Source organism: Klebsiella sp. KTE92 (assembly GCF_000398905.1).
GTDB lineage: Bacteria > Pseudomonadota > Gammaproteobacteria > Enterobacterales > Enterobacteriaceae > Klebsiella > Klebsiella variicola.
The window spans coordinates 3556491-3573732 of record NZ_KB976100.1; the positions used below are offsets into that span (position 1 = coordinate 3556491).

General features: G+C 47.7%; 16 protein-coding genes. 3 read left to right on the forward strand and 13 right to left on the reverse strand.

Going from position 1 to position 17242, the window contains the following annotated elements; genetic code table 11:
* Window positions 1–11 precede the first annotated feature (11 nt).
* From A1WC_RS08700 to rfbB (A1WC_RS08675), 6 genes are all read right to left on the reverse strand, one after another.
* A complete protein-coding gene (locus A1WC_RS08700; RefSeq protein ID WP_016161464.1) occupies window positions 12–1373 on the reverse strand; it encodes an ABC transporter ATP-binding protein in 1362 nt (453 codons plus the stop codon).
* Window positions 1363–2136 carry an ABC transporter permease gene (locus A1WC_RS08695; RefSeq protein ID WP_158609881.1) on the reverse strand — a complete coding sequence of 258 codons (774 nt, stop codon included), beginning with the start codon at window positions 2134–2136 and terminating at the stop codon, window positions 1363–1365. The genes A1WC_RS08700 and A1WC_RS08695 overlap by 11 nt, the downstream gene beginning before the upstream one ends.
* 88 nt (window positions 2137–2224) lie before the next feature.
* A complete protein-coding gene (rfbC, locus tag A1WC_RS08690) occupies window positions 2225–2779 on the reverse strand; it encodes a dTDP-4-dehydrorhamnose 3,5-epimerase (RefSeq protein WP_016161466.1) in 555 nt (184 codons plus the stop codon).
* 14 nt (window positions 2780–2793) lie between these two features.
* Window positions 2794–3684 (reverse strand): dTDP-4-dehydrorhamnose reductase, encoded by an 891-nt coding sequence (rfbD, locus tag A1WC_RS08685; protein ID WP_016161467.1) that lies wholly within the window; start codon window positions 3682–3684, stop codon window positions 2794–2796.
* A 31-nt stretch (window positions 3685–3715) separates the two neighbouring features.
* Window positions 3716–4585 (reverse strand): glucose-1-phosphate thymidylyltransferase RfbA, encoded by an 870-nt coding sequence (gene rfbA, locus A1WC_RS08680; RefSeq protein WP_016161468.1) that lies wholly within the window; start codon window positions 4583–4585, stop codon window positions 3716–3718.
* A 13-nt stretch (window positions 4586–4598) separates the two neighbouring features.
* Window positions 4599–5663 (reverse strand): dTDP-glucose 4,6-dehydratase, encoded by a 1065-nt coding sequence (gene rfbB, locus A1WC_RS08675; RefSeq protein ID WP_016161469.1) that lies wholly within the window; start codon window positions 5661–5663, stop codon window positions 4599–4601.
* Between the two features lie 850 nt (window positions 5664–6513).
* Between rfbB (A1WC_RS08675) and A1WC_RS08670 the strand changes: the two genes are divergently transcribed.
* From A1WC_RS08670 to A1WC_RS27560, 3 genes are all read left to right on the forward strand, one after another.
* Window positions 6514–7518, forward strand: coding sequence for an NAD-dependent epimerase (locus A1WC_RS08670; RefSeq protein WP_016161470.1), 1005 nt, complete (start codon window positions 6514–6516; stop codon window positions 7516–7518).
* 280 nt (window positions 7519–7798) lie between these two features.
* Window positions 7799–8496, forward strand: a protein-coding gene (locus tag A1WC_RS0125255; RefSeq protein ID WP_228691829.1) for an IS1 family transposase whose coding sequence is annotated in 2 segments (ribosomal slippage) — window positions 7799–8048 and window positions 8048–8496 — 699 coding nt in all. Because the reading frame shifts where the segments join, the coding sequence is not laid out codon by codon here.
* 196 nt (window positions 8497–8692) lie between these two features.
* Complete coding sequence (locus A1WC_RS27560) at window positions 8693–8815, forward strand: small membrane protein (protein WP_004144151.1); 123 nt, start codon at window positions 8693–8695, stop codon at window positions 8813–8815.
* Between the two features lie 424 nt (window positions 8816–9239).
* On the opposite strand, the gene ugd is transcribed toward A1WC_RS27560, so the two are convergent.
* The 7 genes from ugd to A1WC_RS26480 all read right to left on the reverse strand — a co-directional run bounded on the left by ugd (window position 9240) and on the right by A1WC_RS26480 (window position 17216).
* The gene (ugd, locus tag A1WC_RS08665; protein ID WP_016161472.1) at window positions 9240–10406 is read right to left on the reverse strand and encodes a UDP-glucose 6-dehydrogenase; all 1167 of its coding nucleotides are present in this window, start codon (window positions 10404–10406) and stop codon (window positions 9240–9242) included.
* A gap of 176 nt (window positions 10407–10582) precedes the next feature.
* Entirely contained in the window at window positions 10583–11137 is a 555-nt protein-coding gene (gene rfbC, locus A1WC_RS08660; protein WP_016161473.1) for a dTDP-4-dehydrorhamnose 3,5-epimerase, read from the reverse strand.
* A gap of 11 nt (window positions 11138–11148) precedes the next feature.
* The gene (gene rfbD / locus A1WC_RS08655) at window positions 11149–12054 is read right to left on the reverse strand and encodes a dTDP-4-dehydrorhamnose reductase (protein ID WP_267283336.1); all 906 of its coding nucleotides are present in this window, start codon (window positions 12052–12054) and stop codon (window positions 11149–11151) included.
* 17 nt (window positions 12055–12071) lie between these two features.
* A complete protein-coding gene (gene rfbA, locus A1WC_RS08650; protein WP_016161475.1) occupies window positions 12072–12941 on the reverse strand; it encodes a glucose-1-phosphate thymidylyltransferase RfbA in 870 nt (289 codons plus the stop codon).
* 38 nt (window positions 12942–12979) lie between these two features.
* Window positions 12980–14044 carry a dTDP-glucose 4,6-dehydratase gene (gene rfbB / locus A1WC_RS08645; protein ID WP_016161476.1) on the reverse strand — a complete coding sequence of 355 codons (1065 nt, stop codon included), beginning with the start codon at window positions 14042–14044 and terminating at the stop codon, window positions 12980–12982.
* Window positions 14045–14287: 243 nt separating this feature from the next.
* Window positions 14288–15694 carry an NADP-dependent phosphogluconate dehydrogenase gene (gene gndA, locus A1WC_RS08640; RefSeq protein WP_016161477.1) on the reverse strand — a complete coding sequence of 469 codons (1407 nt, stop codon included), beginning with the start codon at window positions 15692–15694 and terminating at the stop codon, window positions 14288–14290.
* Between the two features lie 400 nt (window positions 15695–16094).
* Window positions 16095–17216, reverse strand: a complete 1122-nt coding sequence (locus A1WC_RS26480) for an EpsG family protein (protein WP_016161478.1) — start codon at window positions 17214–17216, stop codon at window positions 16095–16097.
* Window positions 17217–17242: the final 26 nt, after the last annotated feature.

The window sequence follows — 17242 nt, forward strand, 5'->3', positions numbered from 1 at the left end:
AATAATTACTCTTAATTCACCGAGATACTAATATTTTTCATTGGAATACCGACTAGCCCAGTCACCGTACTGGAAGAATGCGATTTAAAAATTACCGCATCATGTATCCAGTGATGTTGGATATGTTCTTGCTGACTACCTTCTGCTACTGCGACGCAAATACTATATTCACCGACTGGAAGTATAGGCATGTTAAACTCGAAAATGCTATCCATATTGTCATTAGGTTGCATACTGAGTGGTGTATCCATATAAGAAAGGTATGTGTTATCACCAAATAACGTTTGTCCAAGTCTGTCTTTTATATAGAAACCGATTATTGGGCTAAACATACTTTTCAAGCATTTAACACTTATTCTAAGCTTAACTTCTTCCCCACCAACTACCCATGATAAAGGTTCACCGTTTTGATCCTCTAGCCTTACACTATAGATCTCTGCGCCATTCTCACCAAACTGTTTACTTTCATCATTAAAAGAAAACAGTTCTATATCATTACGTAAATTACTAGCATTAATAAAACTAGTACGCATATCTTTATAAGCTACAACCTCGGTAACATCCTTGTTTTGACGCTTGACGGATACATTCCTGTTACTCTGTTTAAATAATGCAGCAAGATAAGCTTCCGAGACATCTTTCGCAGAACCTTCCATCTTCTTCTGCCCATGATCAATCCAGATAGCACGATCGCATAAGTTTACAATTGAAGCGGTATCATGGCTAACGAAGAGCACAGTACCATGTTCCATAAATGCCCGTAGAAAACGCATACATTTTTGAACAAAGAACGCATCACCAACCGAAAGCGCTTCATCTACGATTAAGATATCTGCATCAACGTGAGCGATAATTGAAAATGCCAACCGTACAAACATACCACTAGAATATGTTTTTACCGGTTGCTCAATAAACTCTCCAATTTCGGAAAATTCAACGATACTGTCGAAACGTTCTTTTATTTGCTCGTCAGTTAGTCCCATTATTGATGCTGAGATAAATATATTTTCTCTACCTGTGAAATCAGGGTTAAACCCAGCACCAAGCTCTAACAGAGCAGCCACTCTACCGTTTACAGTTACATTGCCATTCGTTGGCGACAACGTCCCACAAATAATTTGCAATAGGGTTGATTTACCTGCGCCGTTAGCACCAATGATCCCAATTGTCTCTCCTTTATTAATAGTTAAGGAGACATCATTAAGTGAATAGAATTCTTTATGTTTCTTTATACACTTTGCCCCAGCAACTCGGCGTGGTAAATTTGCCAGGAATTCTTTTATCCGATCCTTTGGAGTGTTGTAGATGCGAAAAATTTTTGTAATATGTTCTACTTGAATGACAGCTTCGCATTTAACTGAATTATAGGACATCTGCAAAACCTTTTTTAGCCTTCTGGAATATTTTCATTGCAATAATGTAAAATATAATACTTGAAATATACAGAATTGAATATGATTCAATTGACATGTTTTTGCCAAAGATTAATACATCCCGTGTGTTTTCGATTAAAAACGCCAACGGGTTGTACATCATAACATCCTGAAAACTTTTAGGAATTGCGCTTAACGGATAAAATATGGGAGATAAAAACATCAGAAACGTTATCATTATTGGCACAGCCTGAGCTATATCTCTAAAATAAACGCCAATGGTTGAAAAAATAACAATTAATGAAAACCCGATAAGAAACAAAGGAATCAACAACAACGGAAAGAATAAAATTGTCCAAGGCACTGAATTGAAAACAATTAGTTGAGCAATGAGCAAAATTATGAAACTTATAAAGAAATTAAACACAGCCGAAAGAAAAATGCTAAACGGAAGACAGCCAAGTGGAAAAACAACTTTCTTAACGTAATTTACATTACTGGTAAATAATGTCGGTCCTCGACTTAAACACTCTGCTAAGAAGTTGAATATGATCAACCCAGCAAACAATACTACTGCGAAGGTCCCTTTCCCTCCTTCTAAACTACCCCATTTAGCCTTGAAGACTTCTGAAAATACAAACGAATAAACACATAACATAATTACTGGGTTAACAACTGCCCAGAAACCACCGATAAAAGACCCCTTATATTTAGAATCAATATCTCTTTTCGCCAGTTTCAAGATGAGGGTTTTGTTTTTCAAGAAATACTTCAGCATCGCTTAGACATACCTTAATTTATATACTGGATTCAGGCTCTGGTCATTTTTTGAGCCCGAACCCAGGTCATTACTAGATATACACTTCCGCGTTGGCCAGCGTGTGCGCCTGCAGATCTTTCTCCGACAGCGACAGCGCGCTGTCGCTCAGCGCCGGCCAGTCAATCCCTATCTCCGGATCGTTCCAGATGATGCTCCGTTCTGACTGCGGCGCGTAGTAGTTCGTCGCCTTGTAGACAAACTGCACCGTGTCGCTCAGCGCCATAAACCCGTGGGCGAACCCTTCCGGGATCCACAGCTGACGTTTATTCTCTGCGCTGAGCACTGCTCCTACCCATTTGCCAAAGGTGGGCGATGAACGACGGATATCCACCGCCACGTCAAATACCTCGCCTTCCACACAGCGGACCAGTTTGCCCTGGGCGTGCGGATCCAGCTGATAGTGCAGCCCGCGCAATACGCCTTTCTGGGACTGGGAGTGGTTGTCCTGAACAAAATCCACCTGGCGGCCCACCGCCTCATTAAACACCTTGCTGCTGAAGCTCTCAAAGAAGAAGCCCCGCGCGTCACCAAACACGCGCGGTTCAAAAACCAGCACGTCAGGAATATCTGTTTTAATAATGTTCATCTTTTGCTACCCGTTTATTTGCCCAGGACTTCTGTTACCACGCGAGCCACACCCTGACGCCAGTCCGGGAGAGTCACCCCAAATGCCTGCTGGAATTTTTCATTCGACAGGCGTGAGTTGAGCGGACGCTTCGCCGGCGTCGGATAGGCCGTCGTCGGAATGCCCTTCACTTCCTGGATCGCCAGCTCTGCACCGTGCGCCCTCGCCACCTCAAACACATAGCGGGCGTAGTCGCACCAGCTGGTCTCGCCGCTGGCCACCAGATGATAGGTGCCGGCCAGCGCCGGATTACGCAGCGTTTCACGGATTGCCGTCGCCGTGCAGTCTGCCAGCAGCTCAGCGCCGGTGGGCGCCCCGTGCTGGTCGTCAATGATGGAGAGAGTCTCTTTCTCACCCGCCAGGCGGAGCATGGTTTTGGCAAAGTTGGCGCCGCGGGTGGCATACACCCAGCTGGTACGGAAAATCAGGTGACGCGGGTTGCCCTGCTCCAGGGCCAGCTCACCGGCACGCTTGGTTTCGCCGTAAACGTTCAGCGGGCCGGTCGCTTCATCTTCCCGGCGGTAATGGCTGCCGGCACCGTCGAACACATAGTCCGTGGAATAATGCACCATCAGGGCATCCAGCTTCGCCGACTCTGCCGCCAGCACCGCCACCCCTTTGTCGTTCAGCAGGTCGGAGAGCTCCCGCTCGCTTTCTGCCTTGTCAACCGCCGTATGCGCGGCGGCATTCACCACCACGTCCGGGCGGACGGTACGCACGGTCTGCGCGATGCCTTCCAGATTAGTCAGGTCGCCGCACAGCTCTTTGTCAAAGTAGTCCACCGCGACCACGTCGCCGAGGGTGGACAGTGAACGCTGCAGCTCCCAGCCCACCTGGCCATTCTTGCCAATCAGTAAAATCTTCATTCTCTGTATCCTGTCGTTGACGAAGAAGGCATTAACGCTCGTTCAGCAGGCGCTTCAGATAAGCACCGTACTCGGTTTTCTTCAGGCGTTCCGCCTGAGCCGCCACCCCTTCCGCCGACAGCCATTTATTACGGTAACCAATCTCTTCCAGGCAGGCCACTTTCATCCCCTGGCGCTTCTCAATGGTGTGAATAAACTGCGACGCGTCCATCAGGCTGTCGTGGGTGCCCGTATCCAGCCAGGCAAAACCGCGCCCCAGCAGTTCAACATGCAGGTCACCTTGCTCCAGATACATCTGGTTCAGGGTGGTGATCTCCAGCTCACCGCGCTCAGAAGGCTTCACGTCCTTCGCCATCTCCACCACGTTGTTGTCGTAGAAGTAGAGCCCGGTCACCGCCCAGTCCGATTTCGGCTTCAGCGGTTTCTCCTCGATGGACAGCGCCTTAAAGTTCTCATCGAACTCCACCACCCCGAAGCGCTCCGGATCCAGCACCTGATAACCAAACACCGTGGCACCGGAAGTCTTCGCCGCTGCCGCTTCCAGCTTTTTACCGAAGCTCTGGCCAAAGTAGATATTATCCCCCAGCACCAGGGCGCAGGCATCGTTGCCGATAAACTTCTCGCCAATGATAAAGGCCTGCGCCAGGCCGTCCGGCGACGGCTGGATAGCGTAGCTGAAGTTCACCCCGAACTGCGACCCGTCACCCAGCAGGCGCTGGAAGGAGGGCATATCGTCCGGCGTGGAGATGATCAGGATGTCGCGAATGCCCGCCAGCATCAGGACGGACACCGGGTAGAAAATCATCGGCTTGTCATAGATTGGCAGCAGCTGCTTGGAGACGCCCTGGGTGATCGGATATAAACGCGTGCCGGAGCCGCCGGCTAGAACAATACCTTTCATCTTTACTTCCTTATTAGTTATTCAGGCCAAGACGCTCGCCGGCATAGGAGCCGTCCAGCACGCGCTGCCACCAGGTCTGGTTGTTCAGGTACCAGTGAACGGTTTTTTCAATCCCGCTCTCGAACGTCTCCTGCGGCACCCAGCCCAGATCGCGCTGAATTTTCGCGGCATCAATGGCGTAGCGCAGGTCATGTCCCGGACGGTCGGTGACAAAAGTGATCAGGTCGGCGAAGTGGGCGATGTTGCCCGGCTTCTGCGCCACCACCTTGTCGAGAATGGCGCAGATGGTGCGCACCACGTCGATATTTTTACGCTCGTTATGGCCGCCAATATTGTAGGTCTCGCCGCTTTTGCCTTCGGTCGCCACTTTGTACAGCGCACGGGCATGGTCCTCGACATACAGCCAGTCACGGATCTGCTCCCCGTTGCCATATACCGGCAGCGGTTTACCCGCCAGGGCGTTAAGGATGGTCAGCGGGATCAGTTTCTCCGGGAAGTGATACGGACCATAGTTGTTGGAGCAGTTGGTCACCACCACCGGCAGACCGTAGGTGCGGTTCCAGGCGCGAACCAGATGGTCGCTGCCCGCTTTGGAGGCGGAGTACGGGCTGCTCGGGGCGTACGGGGTTTCTTCGGTGAACAGGTCATCGGTACCATGCAGGTCACCGTACACCTCATCGGTGGAAATATGGTGGAAGCGGAAGGCCTGTTTCTGCGCGTCCCCAAGCCCGGACCAGTAGTGACGGGCCGCCTCCAGCAGAGTGAAGGTGCCGATCACGTTGGTCTGGATGAAGGCGGCCGGGCCATCAATGGAACGGTCCACATGGCTTTCTGCCGCCAGATGCATCACGATATCCGGGCGAAACTCGCTGAACTGGGCCGCCACGGCAGCGGCATCGGTGATATCGGTCTGGGAAAACGAGTAGCGTTCGCTCCCGGCCACCGGCGCCAGGGATTCGAGGTTGCCGGCGTAGGTCAGGCAGTCCATCACACGGACTTCGTCCAGGGTATTTTCAATGATATGACGAACCACAGCAGAGCCGATAAAGCCTGCGCCCCCGGTGACAAGAATCTTCATACTTTCTCTCGTTTTTCAATGATTTAAATAATAAATTCTGTAATAACAAAAAACGCAGGCACGCTACCGCCATTGGCTATCGCAACCAAAATGCGTGGTGCCTCAGTAAATTGTATCTGACATGAGCTAAGATCAGCGGTGTCTACAGCGCTGTCTCATCATGCTGGATAGTGCAAAGCAGCCCAACCGCGGTAACTTTGCTTGCTTCAGCATCCATTCGCTATCAGGACTTTCCCAAACGCCACAAGGTACGTCATCGAGAAGGAATGTGAAATGTCTTTAAAGTACCTGACTATCATCCCTTCAGGCGCCATTCAGAGATTGGTATCATGACAAAGCCATGCAGTCACCATTATGGCGTGCAGCATACTCAACAGTGAATAGTACCGGACGAGGTCGCGACGCATTATAGCGCTGGTCATGAAGAATAAAAATCAAAAAGCGGTTTGAATCAATTCAAGGTATGAATGGAACACTTTCGATACAACATCAAAACATTCAATAACTTGGCTATACATTATTCGATTACAAGTTATCACTGGTGACAACCACACTAATTAATTCGTATTTCACGAATAGATATACCTCTTCGTTCGGAAATTCATGATGTGTTTTATCGTGATAGCCGAATCCCAAGGGCTGGCACCCTACAACTGATTTTTATGGATAAGCTATAGGCATACTCAATGATATTTTTCTAAATGAATATCATTTGCATTAAATAAAAATTAAGCACTACGGCGCCACTAGAACTCACATCCTGCAACTGTAAAGCAAGTGATCCCAACCGCAAGCCAGTGTAAAATCGGCACTTATGTAGAACGGGATATCCACACCCCGGAGGAAAAATATGAAGTTTTTGGTCACTGGTGCCGCAGGTTTTATCGGCTTTCATATCGCGCAGCGCCTGCTGAATGAAGGGCATGATGTTGTCGGGATCGACAACATGAACGACTATTATGACGTCAGCCTGAAGCAGGCCCGTCTGGATCGCCTGGCATCGCCGGCATTCCATTTCCAGCAGCTGGATCTGGCCGACCGGGAAGGTATGGCAAAGCTGTTCGCCGCAGAGCAATTTGATCGCGTGATCCACCTGGCTGCCCAGGCCGGTGTGCGTTACTCGCTGGAAAATCCGTATGCCTATGCGGACGCTAACCTGATGGGTTACCTGAACATTCTGGAAGGCTGCCGTCATACCAAAGTGAAACACCTGGTGTACGCCTCCTCCAGCTCGGTTTATGGCCTTAACCGTAAAATGCCATTCTCCACCGAAGATTCCGTCGATCATCCGGTCTCCCTGTATGCCGCCACCAAGAAAGCCAATGAGCTGATGGCGCATACCTATTCCCATCTGTACAGTATCCCGACCACCGGGCTGCGCTTCTTTACGGTCTATGGCCCGTGGGGCCGCCCGGATATGGCGCTGTTCAAGTTCACGAAAGCAATGCTGGAAGGGAAAAGTATTGACGTCTACAACTACGGCAAAATGAAGCGCGACTTTACCTACATCGACGACATCGTCGAGGCGGTGGTGCGCGTCCAGGATGTGATCCCGCAGGCCAATGCCGACTGGACCGTTGAGAGCGGTTCCCCGGCGACCAGTTCCGCGCCATATCGGGTCTATAACATTGGCAACAGCTCGCCGGTGGAACTGATGGACTACATCACCGCCCTGGAAGAGGCGCTGGGGATGGAAGCGAAGAAGAATATGATGCCGATCCAGCCGGGCGATGTGCTGAACACCAGCGCAGACACCCAACCGCTGTATGACCTGGTGGGTTTCAAGCCACAGACGTCAGTGAAGGAAGGCGTGAAGAACTTCGTCGAGTGGTACAAGAATTACTATCAGATCTAATTCCCTGCCCTGCCGCAATCGTTAGGTTGCGGCAACCTCTTCTATGGAACCTCCGTTATCCTGACTATATGTCGACTGAATGCACATTCATTGTTTTATATATAATATTTTGTGCTATAGACAGAATTTTTGCCTTTTTTCTCGCCCGCCTGAAACCAGTTTCATCCAGCCTTTATCAGAAAAGCAAATATCCACGCGTCTGATACTCAGACTTATCTTACATCCGGTAATGCTGCCAACTTACTGATTTAGTGTATGATGGTGATTTTAAGGTGCTTGCGTGGCTTCCATTTCCATCAGATGTCCTTCCTGCTCCGCTACTGAAGGCGTGGTGCGTAACGGCAAAAGCACTGCCGGACATCAGCGCTATCTCTGCTCTCACTGCCGTAAAACATGGCAACTGCAGTTCACTTACACCGCTTCTCAACCCGGTACGCACCAGAAAATCATTGATATGGCCATGAATGGTGTTGGATGCCGGGCAACCGCCCGCATTATGGGCGTTGGCCTCAACACGATTTTACGTCACTTAAAAAACTCAGGCCGCAGTCGGTAACCTCGCGCATACAGCCGGGCAGTGACGTCATCGTCTGCGCGGAAATGGACGAACAGTGGGGCTATGTCGGGGCTAAATCGCGCCAGCGCTGGCTGTTTTACGCGTATGACAGGATACGGAGGACGGTTGTGGCGCTCGTCTTCGGTGAACGCACTCTGGCCACACTGGAGCGTCTTCTGAGCCTGCTGTCGGCCTTTGAGGTCGTGGTATGGATGACGGATGGCTGGCCGCTATATGAATCACGCCTGAAGGGAAAGCTGCACGTTATCAGCAAGCGTTACACTCAGCGCATTGAGCGACATAACCTGAATCTGAGACAACATCTGGCAAGGCTGGGACGGAAGTCGCTGTCGTTCTCAAAATCGGTGGAGCTGCATGACAAAGTCATCGGGCATTATCTGAACATAAAACACTATCAATAAGTTGGAGTCATTACCCTTACATCCATCCCATTTTTGATAGTGAAAACAGCATTATATGCTGATAGATAAAAAACATTACTCATTGTAGGAATTTTCTCAAAAACAGGATATGTTAGGGATCTCAGTACGACAGGTACGTACTGGCGTATTGCTTAACAACCTAATAATTCAACTAACAAACGCTGTGGTAGATATTATGGAAAACCTATTTTTCTTAGTGGTGGCTGCCATACTACTTGCTGTATCCGTTTATTTCTTGATTTCTTATTTGAAAGATAGAAAGAAAACGAAGCTGACATTTAATAAACGCAAGTGGTAACGCTGGCGCCTTATTGCAATTAGATTAAGATAATATTAAGAAATAAAATAATGATATGACAGAATGATCGTTCATTCTGCATTTTGCTGTGGCTTTAAGCCAAGGAAAAATAGTGCCTACCGCGCCCTGTTCATCGTTTTTTTCTTAGCGCATAAATAACAAAAGCCTGCATTGCAGGCTTCGTTTTACCTCCCGGCGCTTATCTCCGGCATCTACATCACAGTGACGGTAGCTCTTCACAAGGTAAGTTTAACTTATCTGACCTGTTTTGAACCCGCAATGGATTTTGAGCAGGATCGTAATGTCCATCACAATTTATTGAGGTTAATCTGAATGTGCGAGAAATACGCGTAGTGAGGGATATAACGGGGGAGATAAAGAAGAACACTGGCGGCAGGGAACCGCCAGTCTCAGACAGGCAGAATTAATCGTTACCAAACAGATCGCGGGTGTATACCTTGTCCGCCACATCCGCCAGCTCTTCCGCCATACGGTTAGAGATGATCACATCCGCCTCTTGTTTGAAGGCATCCAAGTCGCGCACGACGCGGGAGTTAAAGAACTCATCTTCCTGCATCACCGGTTCATAGATAATAACCGGAATACCTTTTGCCTTGATGCGCTTCATGATGCCCTGAATGGAAGAGGCACGGAAGTTGTCCGAACCACTCTTCATGATCAGGCGATACACACCCACCACTTTCGGCTTACAGGCGAGAATAGAATCCGCGATAAAGTCTTTACGGGTACGGTTAGCATCCACGATAGCCGCGATGATATTGTTCGGCACAGATTCGTAGTTCGCCAGCAGCTGTTTAGTATCTTTCGGCAGGCAGTATCCACCGTAACCGAATGACGGGTTGTTATAGTGATTGCCGATCCGCGGGTCCAGGCACACGCCTTCAATAATCTGCTTGCTGTTGAGACCCTGGCTTTCTGCATAGCTATCCAGCTCATTAAAATAAGCGACACGCAGAGCAAGGTAGGTATTGGCAAACAGCTTGATCGCCTCCGCTTCGGTCGAGTCGGTAAACAGCGTCGGGATATCCTGCTTGATAGCCCCCTCTTTCAGCAGACTGGCAAAACGCTCTGCCCGCTCCGAACGTTCACCGATGACGATACGAGAAGGATGCAGATTGTCATACAGCGCACGGCCTTCACGCAGAAACTCCGGGGAGAAGATGACATTGTCGATGCCCAGACGCTCTTTAATATCACGGGTGAAACCGACCGGAATGGTCGATTTGATGATCATGACGGCGTTGGGGTTAATCTCAGTGACATCACGAATAACGGCTTCAACGGTTGAGGTATTGAAGTAGTTGGTTTTCGGATCGTAGTCAGTCGGTGTGGCGATAATGACATAGTCAGCATTGCGATATGCATCTTGCTTGTCAGTTGTCGCACGAAAATTCAGCGGTTTTTCGGCCAGATATTCCTGAATCTCTTTATCGACAATCGGCGACATCTTCTGGTTAAGCATATCGACTTTAGATTGTACGATATCCAGCGCAACCACTTCGTGGTTCTGCGCAATCAGGATGCCGTTCGATAAACCAACATAACCGGTACCGGAAATAGTAATTTTCATTCGATCACACTTTAATCAGTTAACTGGACGGCGGCATAGTAGCCACCCTGTAATCAACACTTCTGGCGGTTGTACTCTTTGAGAAGATAAGTGTCAAGAAAGGCACAAAATGGCGCTATTTAAAAAGGCCCGGATTGGGCCTTTTCGGAAAGCATAAATAATAATCACTTGAATATTTATTTATATACTTCAGCGGTCGCCAAAGTATGAGCCAGCATATCTTTCTCTGACAAAGAAAGCGTGCAACCGTCCAGTTCAGGCCAATTAATACCAATATCCGGGTCATTCCAGAGAATGCTGCGCTCTGACTGTGGCGCGTAGTAGTTGGTCGTTTTATAGACAAACTGCACCGTCTCGCTCAGCGCCATAAATCCATGCGCAAACCCTTCCGGGATCCACAGCTGACGTTTGTTTTCCGCACTCAGAACCACCCCGACCCACTGGCCAAAGGTTGGCGATGAACGACGGATATCCACCGCCACATCGAACACTTCCCCTTCCGTACAACGCACCAGTTTGCCCTGTGAGTGCGGATCCAGCTGGTAGTGCAGACCGCGCAGCACGCCCATCTGCGACTGCGAGTGGTTGTCCTGCACAAACTCAACATGACGACCGACCGCCTCATCAAACACCTTGCTACTGAAGCTTTCGAAGAAAAAACCACGCGCATCACCGAACACGCGAGGTTCAAAAATCAGTACGTCAGGAATGTCTGTTTTAATAATATTCATCTTGTATGCCCTTACTTGCCTGAAACTTCAACGAGCACGCGCTCTACACCCTGACGCCAGTCCGGGAGCGTGACACCAAATACGCGCTGGAATTTCTCATTCGACAGGCGGGAATTCAGCGGACGTTTTGCCGGTGTTGGATAGGCCGTTGTCGGGATCCCGTTAACCTCATTGATAGCCAGCTGCACGCCGTTAGCACGTGCCACGTCAAAAACAAAGCGGGCATAGTCATACCAGCTCGTTTCACCGCTGGCGACCAGATGGTAGGTTCCGGCAACCGCTTTATTACGCAACTCTTCACGGATGGCGATGGCGGTGCAGTCTGCCAGCAGCTCTGCCCCGGTCGGCGCGCCGTGCTGATCGTTAATGATCGACAGCGTCTCTTTCTCACTCGCCAGACGCAGCATGGTTTTAGCAAAGTTCGCCCCACGGGTCGCGTAAACCCAGCTGGTGCGGAAAATCAGATGGCGGGGGTTTGCCTGCTCCAGCGCAATTTCTCCGGCGCGTTTGGTCTCACCATAGACGTTCAGCGGCCCGGTGGCCTCCTCTTCCTGACGATAGTGACTCCCCTCCCCGTCGAACACATAATCGGTGGAGTAATGCACCATCAGGGCGCCCAGCTTCGCCGACTCTTCCGCCAGCACCGCCACGCCCTTGTCGTTCAGCAGGTCGGACAGCTCACGCTCGCTTTCAGCTTTATCTACCGCAGTGTGGGCCGCCGCATTGACAATGACGTCCGGTTTTACCTGACGAACAGTTTGCGCAATGCCTTCCAGATTCGTTAAATCACCGCATAATTCTTTATCGAAGTAATCAACGGCGACCACCTCACCCAGCGTCGACAGCGAACGCTGCAGCTCCCAGCCAACCTGGCCATTTTTACCAATCAGTAAAATTTTCATTATTGAATACCCTATATATGATCGGCAGGCGATTAACGTTCGTTAAGCAGGCGTTTCAGATAAGCGCCATATTCGGTTTTCTTCAGCCGTTCTGCCTGGGCCGCAACCCCTTCGGCGCTCAACCAGTCATTGCGGTAAGCAATCTCTTCCAGACAGGCCACTTTCATGCCCTGACGTTTCTCAATAGTGTGAATGAACTGCGAAGCCTCAATCAGGCTGTCGTGGGTACCGGTATCGAGCCAGGCAAAACCACGGCCCAGTAGTTCAACCTGTAGATCGCCACGATCCAAATACATCTGGTTCAGGGTGGTGATTTCCAGCTCTCCACGCTCAGATGGCTTCACCTCTTTCGCCATTTCCACAACATTGTTGTCGTAGAAATAGAGTCCAGTAACTGCCCAATCTGATTTTGGTTTTAGCGGTTTTTCTTCAATCGACAAGGCGCGGAAGTCCTCATCAAATTCCACCACGCCAAAGCGCTCCGGATCGAGGACCTGATAGCCAAAGACAGTAGCACCCGACGTTTTGCTGGCTGCCGCTTCCAGTTTTTTACCAAAACTCTGACCGAAATAAATATTGTCGCCCAGCACTAACGCACAAGCATCATTACCGATAAATTTCTCACCGATAATAAAGGCCTGCGCCAGACCATCCGGAGACGGCTGAATAGCATAGCTGAAGTTAACCCCAAACTGCGAACCATCGCCCAGCAGACGCTGGAAGGCAGGCATATCTTCCGGCGTGGTGATGATCAGAATGTCGCGGATCCCTGCCAGCATCAGCACAGACACCGGATAATAAATCATAGGCTTATCGTAAATCGGCAGAAGCTGTTTAGAGACACCCTGGGTAATAGGGTACAAACGCGTACCGGAGCCACCGGCCAGAACAATACCTTTCATTTGTCAGTTTCCTTAATGAGTGAGTCAAGCCGGGACAATTAGTTATTCAGACCAAGACGTTCACCGGCATAGGAGCCGTCCAGCACACGCTGCCACCAGTTCTGATTGTTCAGATACCAGTGAACCGTTTTTTCAATTCCACTTTCAAAAGTTTCTTCCGGCACCCAGCCCAGGTCGCGCTGAATTTTTGCCGCATCGATCGCGTAGCGCAGATCATGGCCCGGGCGATCTTTCACAAAGGTGATGAGATCGGCAAACTGGCTGATGTTGCCCGGCTTCTGTTCCACCACTTTATCGAGAATGGAGCAGATAGTACGTACTACATCAATATTCTTACGCTCGTTATGGCCGCCAATGTTATAAGTTTCACCGCTCACACCCTCGGTGGCGACTTTATAAAGTGCGCGAGCATGATCTTCCACATAGAGCCAGTCTCGAATCTGTTCGCCGTTGCCATACACCGGCAGAGGCTTACCCGCGAGCGCATTGAGAATGGTCAGCGGGATCAGTTTTTCCGGGAAATGATACGGGCCATAGTTGTTTGAGCAGTTAGTCACCACTACCGGCAGACCGTAGGTACGGTTCCAGGCACGCACCAGATGGTCACTCCCGGCCTTAGAGGCAGAGTACGGGCTGCTTGGCGCATAAGGCGTTTCTTCCGTAAACAGGTCATCAGTGCCGTGCAGGTCACCATAAACTTCATCAGTAGAGATATGATGGAAGCGGAAGGCCTGCTTCGGGGCCGCATCCAGGGTTGACCAGTAGTGACGGGCTGCTTCCAGCAACGTGAAAGTGCCGATAAGGTTGGTCTGAATAAAGGCCGCTGGACCATCAATTGAGCGATCAACATGACTTTCTGCCGCCAGATGCATCACGATATCCGGACGGAAATCGCTGAACTGCTCCGAGACGGATTTAGCATCGGTGATATCAGTTTGGGTAAAGGAGTAACGTTCGCTATCGGCAACCTTCGCCAGAGATTCAAGATTCCCCGCATAAGTCAGGCAATCCATCACGCGAACTTCATCCTTGGTATTTTCAATAATATGACGAACAACTGCAGAACCAATAAAACCCGCGCCGCCAGTGACAAGGATCTTCATATTTAATCTACCTTTAATGTTAAATATAGACTTCAAGTTAATAGTTATAAAACCCCAGCGCATAAAATTTAATACGCTAGTCTTACTCAGACTACAACATCAAGAAATATATTCAGAAGAGAGTATAATCGAGTCGTAAAGTTACTAAACCTTTGACGTTATAATATAAAGGGGATACTTATTCTTATAAAATAACAGCCAGAAAATCCTGGGGTATTCCCCCAGGATTGAAGCAGGATAGAATTATTCCATCCACTCAGTATGGAATACGCCTTCTTTATCAGTGCGCTTATAGGTATGGGCACCGAAATAATCGCGCTGAGCCTGAATCAGGTTAGCTGGCAGGACTGCAGAACGATAGCTGTCGTAGTAGGCAATAGCGGCAGAGAATGTCGGAACCGGGATACCGTTCTGAACGGCATAAGCCACGACATCACGCAGCGCCTGCTGATATTCATCAGCAATCTGCTTGAAGTATGGCGCCAGCAGCAGATTGGCAATACCCGCATTCTGCTCGTAGGCATCAGTGATCTTCTGCAGGAACTGAGCACGGATAATGCAACCGGCACGGAAGATTTTGGCAATCTCACCGTAGTTCAGATCCCAGTTGTATTCATCAGAGGCAGCACGCAGCTGGGAGAAGCCCTGAGCATAAGAAACGATTTTGCCCAGATACAGAGCGCGACGAACTTTCTCTACAAATTCAGGCTTGTCACCAGCCGGTTGAGATTTTGGCCCCGTCAGGACTTTAGACGCTGCAACACGCTGGTCCTTAAGTGAAGAGATATAGCGCGCAAAGACAGATTCGGTAATCAGAGACAACGGTTCGCCCAGGTCAAGTGAGCTCTGGCTGGTCCATTTGCCGGTACCTTTGTTGGCGGCTTCATCAAGAATCACATCAACCAGGTATTTACCTTCTTCATCTTTTTTAGTGAAGATGTCTTTGGTGATATCAATCAGGTAGCTGCTGAGCTCGCCTTCGTTCCACTCGGTAAAGGTTGTTGCCAGTTCTTCATTAGAAAGCGCCAGGCCACCTTTCAGTAAAGAGTATGCTTCCGCGATAAGCTGCATATCGCCATACTCAATGCCATTATGCACCATCTTCACATAGTGACCAGCACCGTCAGCACCAATATAGGCGACACAAGGTTCACCGTCTTCGGCACGTGCAGCGATCTGCTCAAGAATTGGCGCTACCAGCTCGTAAGCTTCTTTCTGCCCACCAGGCATGATAGACGGGCCTTTCAGTGCGCCCTCTTCCCCACCAGAAACACCGGTACCAATGAAGTTAAAACCATCGGCGGACAATTCGCGGTTGCGACGAATTGTGTCCTGGAAGAAGGTGTTACCCCCATCAATGATGATGTCGCCTTTGTCCAGATACGGCTTAAGAGAATCGATCGCGCTATCAGTGCCAGCGCCTGCTTTCACCATCAACAGGATGCGGCGTGGAGTTTCGAGGGATTCAACAAACTCTTTAACGGTATAATGTGGGACCAGTTTCTTGCCCGGATTCTCGGCAATCACTTCTTCGGTCTTTTCACGGGAGCGGTTGAAAACAGAGACGGTATAACCACGGCTTTCGATGTTGAGCGCAAGGTTGCGCCCCATCACTGCCATACCGACAACCCCGATCTGTTGCTTGGACATTACATACTCCTGTCTGGTGTGGTCACTGCGACATGTTCGCAGTTTAAATGTGATGAACATGTTAGCGTAAAGCTGATAGAGCTCATAGTATAAAAAGTAAGATGAGGTAATCTTTTTGGGGCTAAACCTGTACGATAAAGGGCAAAAAATATTTTTCCACTCAATAAACCCTTACACTCAAATTTAAAAATCGAGATAATTATTAATTCAAAACAATACCGAAATCAGCATCATGATTTTATTTAATGGATTTTAATGAATAATATAAACGCTTCTATTACCTTTATCAAAGAAAACAAATAAATGGAAAAAATAACTAGCCCCCACTATTAAATCTATATTCTATATCGCTACCTTCCAGACTGTTCAAGAATTACAATAAATTTTATCTTACATGCAACTAATAAAGACAATCAGCTATAGTTGTATTCATATCATAGTACTTAACAATGCTGCATTTTTCATATATAACTTTATTAATTTCATAATTACTTGAAAAAATGGTCACATTTGTATTCATACTTTTAGAGAAATTTTCTGTCCAATATGGAACAGTTGATAACATAAGGAGAACAAAAATATACAATATTTTTATTAAACTAGTCCTTAGCCCCTTACCTTTACTCGCCATAAGCGAATCCATGGAATATGCTAACATTGGAACAAAAAGGTATCCAATCCTGATCAATACAGGTGAAAATCTACTAATCAACAAGAAAAAAGTACTACCCATTCCATTGTAGACCTTGTCTTCCGATTTCTTATTTAAATAGACTAGAAGAAGTAACAACAATAAATAAACAAATATTATCCTAGAACCCAATATATAACTTAAAGGATTAATTGAGTTATCAGAAGAATACATTGCATATGCCGATATTTTATCTCCCACTACTGGGATCATCTGAAAAATTGAAGGGTATGATAATCCTAAAAGGAGCAAAATTATGAAAACGGATGCTGAAAATATAGCTAGTCGACAATTTCTAGAATTATTGACCTTTAAGATAAAATATGCCAGAACACATAATGCGGATATATGAAAAAATGATGCAAGAAAAATACACAATAAGAACAATAAATTTTTCTTTTTTTCTATAAAATACATACCTAGCATAATAATAGATAAAGCAACCCCTTGCCTTATCCATTCAGAAAAAACAAAAAAACCTAGTAATGAAAACAAAGTAAAGAATGCAAGACTTGGGTTTTTCATCCTCGCACAAAAAACATACACAGAATAGTATATAAAAAAGCTCACAAAGGCAATAAAACCAGGAAAACTTATATTTATAAAATTAAAAAACCTCATCAAAAAATAAAATCCAGGTTCGGAAAAAAATATAGAATATCCTGGATTATCAATGTGTGAGTATGTTGAACGATAATTTATCCAATCATAACCATACCCATAGTTAATACAAAAATATAACCCAACTGAGAATATGGAAATATTAAAGAGACGTTTATTCTCGACTATAGATAACAAAGCAAGAATTGTTGAAATTAAAAAGAAAATCATTAAAAATGTCCGTAATGATATAATGA

Excerpts from the sequence above, each read along its gene's own strand:
- A1WC_RS08700 (WP_016161464.1), bottom strand. The coding sequence starts at position 1,373 with ATGTCCTATAATTCAGTTAAATGCGAAGCTGTCATTCAAGTAGAACAT.
- rfbC (WP_016161466.1), bottom strand. The coding sequence starts at position 2,779 with ATGAACATTATTAAAACAGATATTCCTGACGTGCTGGTTTTTGAACCG.
- rfbD (WP_016161467.1), bottom strand. The coding sequence starts at position 3,684 with ATGAAGATTTTACTGATTGGCAAGAATGGCCAGGTGGGCTGGGAGCTG.
- rfbA (WP_016161468.1), bottom strand. The coding sequence starts at position 4,585 with ATGAAAGGTATTGTTCTAGCCGGCGGCTCCGGCACGCGTTTATATCCG.
- rfbB (WP_016161469.1), bottom strand. The coding sequence starts at position 5,663 with ATGAAGATTCTTGTCACCGGGGGCGCAGGCTTTATCGGCTCTGCTGTG.
- A1WC_RS08670 (WP_016161470.1), top strand. The coding sequence starts at position 6,514 with ATGAAGTTTTTGGTCACTGGTGCCGCAGGTTTTATCGGCTTTCATATC.
- A1WC_RS27560 (WP_004144151.1), top strand. The coding sequence starts at position 8,693 with ATGGAAAACCTATTTTTCTTAGTGGTGGCTGCCATACTACTTGCTGTA.
- ugd (WP_016161472.1), bottom strand. The coding sequence starts at position 10,406 with ATGAAAATTACTATTTCCGGTACCGGTTATGTTGGTTTATCGAACGGC.
- rfbC (WP_016161473.1), bottom strand. The coding sequence starts at position 11,137 with ATGAATATTATTAAAACAGACATTCCTGACGTACTGATTTTTGAACCT.
- rfbA (WP_016161475.1), bottom strand. The coding sequence starts at position 12,941 with ATGAAAGGTATTGTTCTGGCCGGTGGCTCCGGTACGCGTTTGTACCCT.
- rfbB (WP_016161476.1), bottom strand. The coding sequence starts at position 14,044 with ATGAAGATCCTTGTCACTGGCGGCGCGGGTTTTATTGGTTCTGCAGTT.
- gndA (WP_016161477.1), bottom strand. The coding sequence starts at position 15,694 with ATGTCCAAGCAACAGATCGGGGTTGTCGGTATGGCAGTGATGGGGCGC.
- A1WC_RS26480 (WP_016161478.1), bottom strand. The coding sequence starts at position 17,216 with ATGATTTTCTTTTTAATTTCAACAATTCTTGCTTTGTTATCTATAGTC.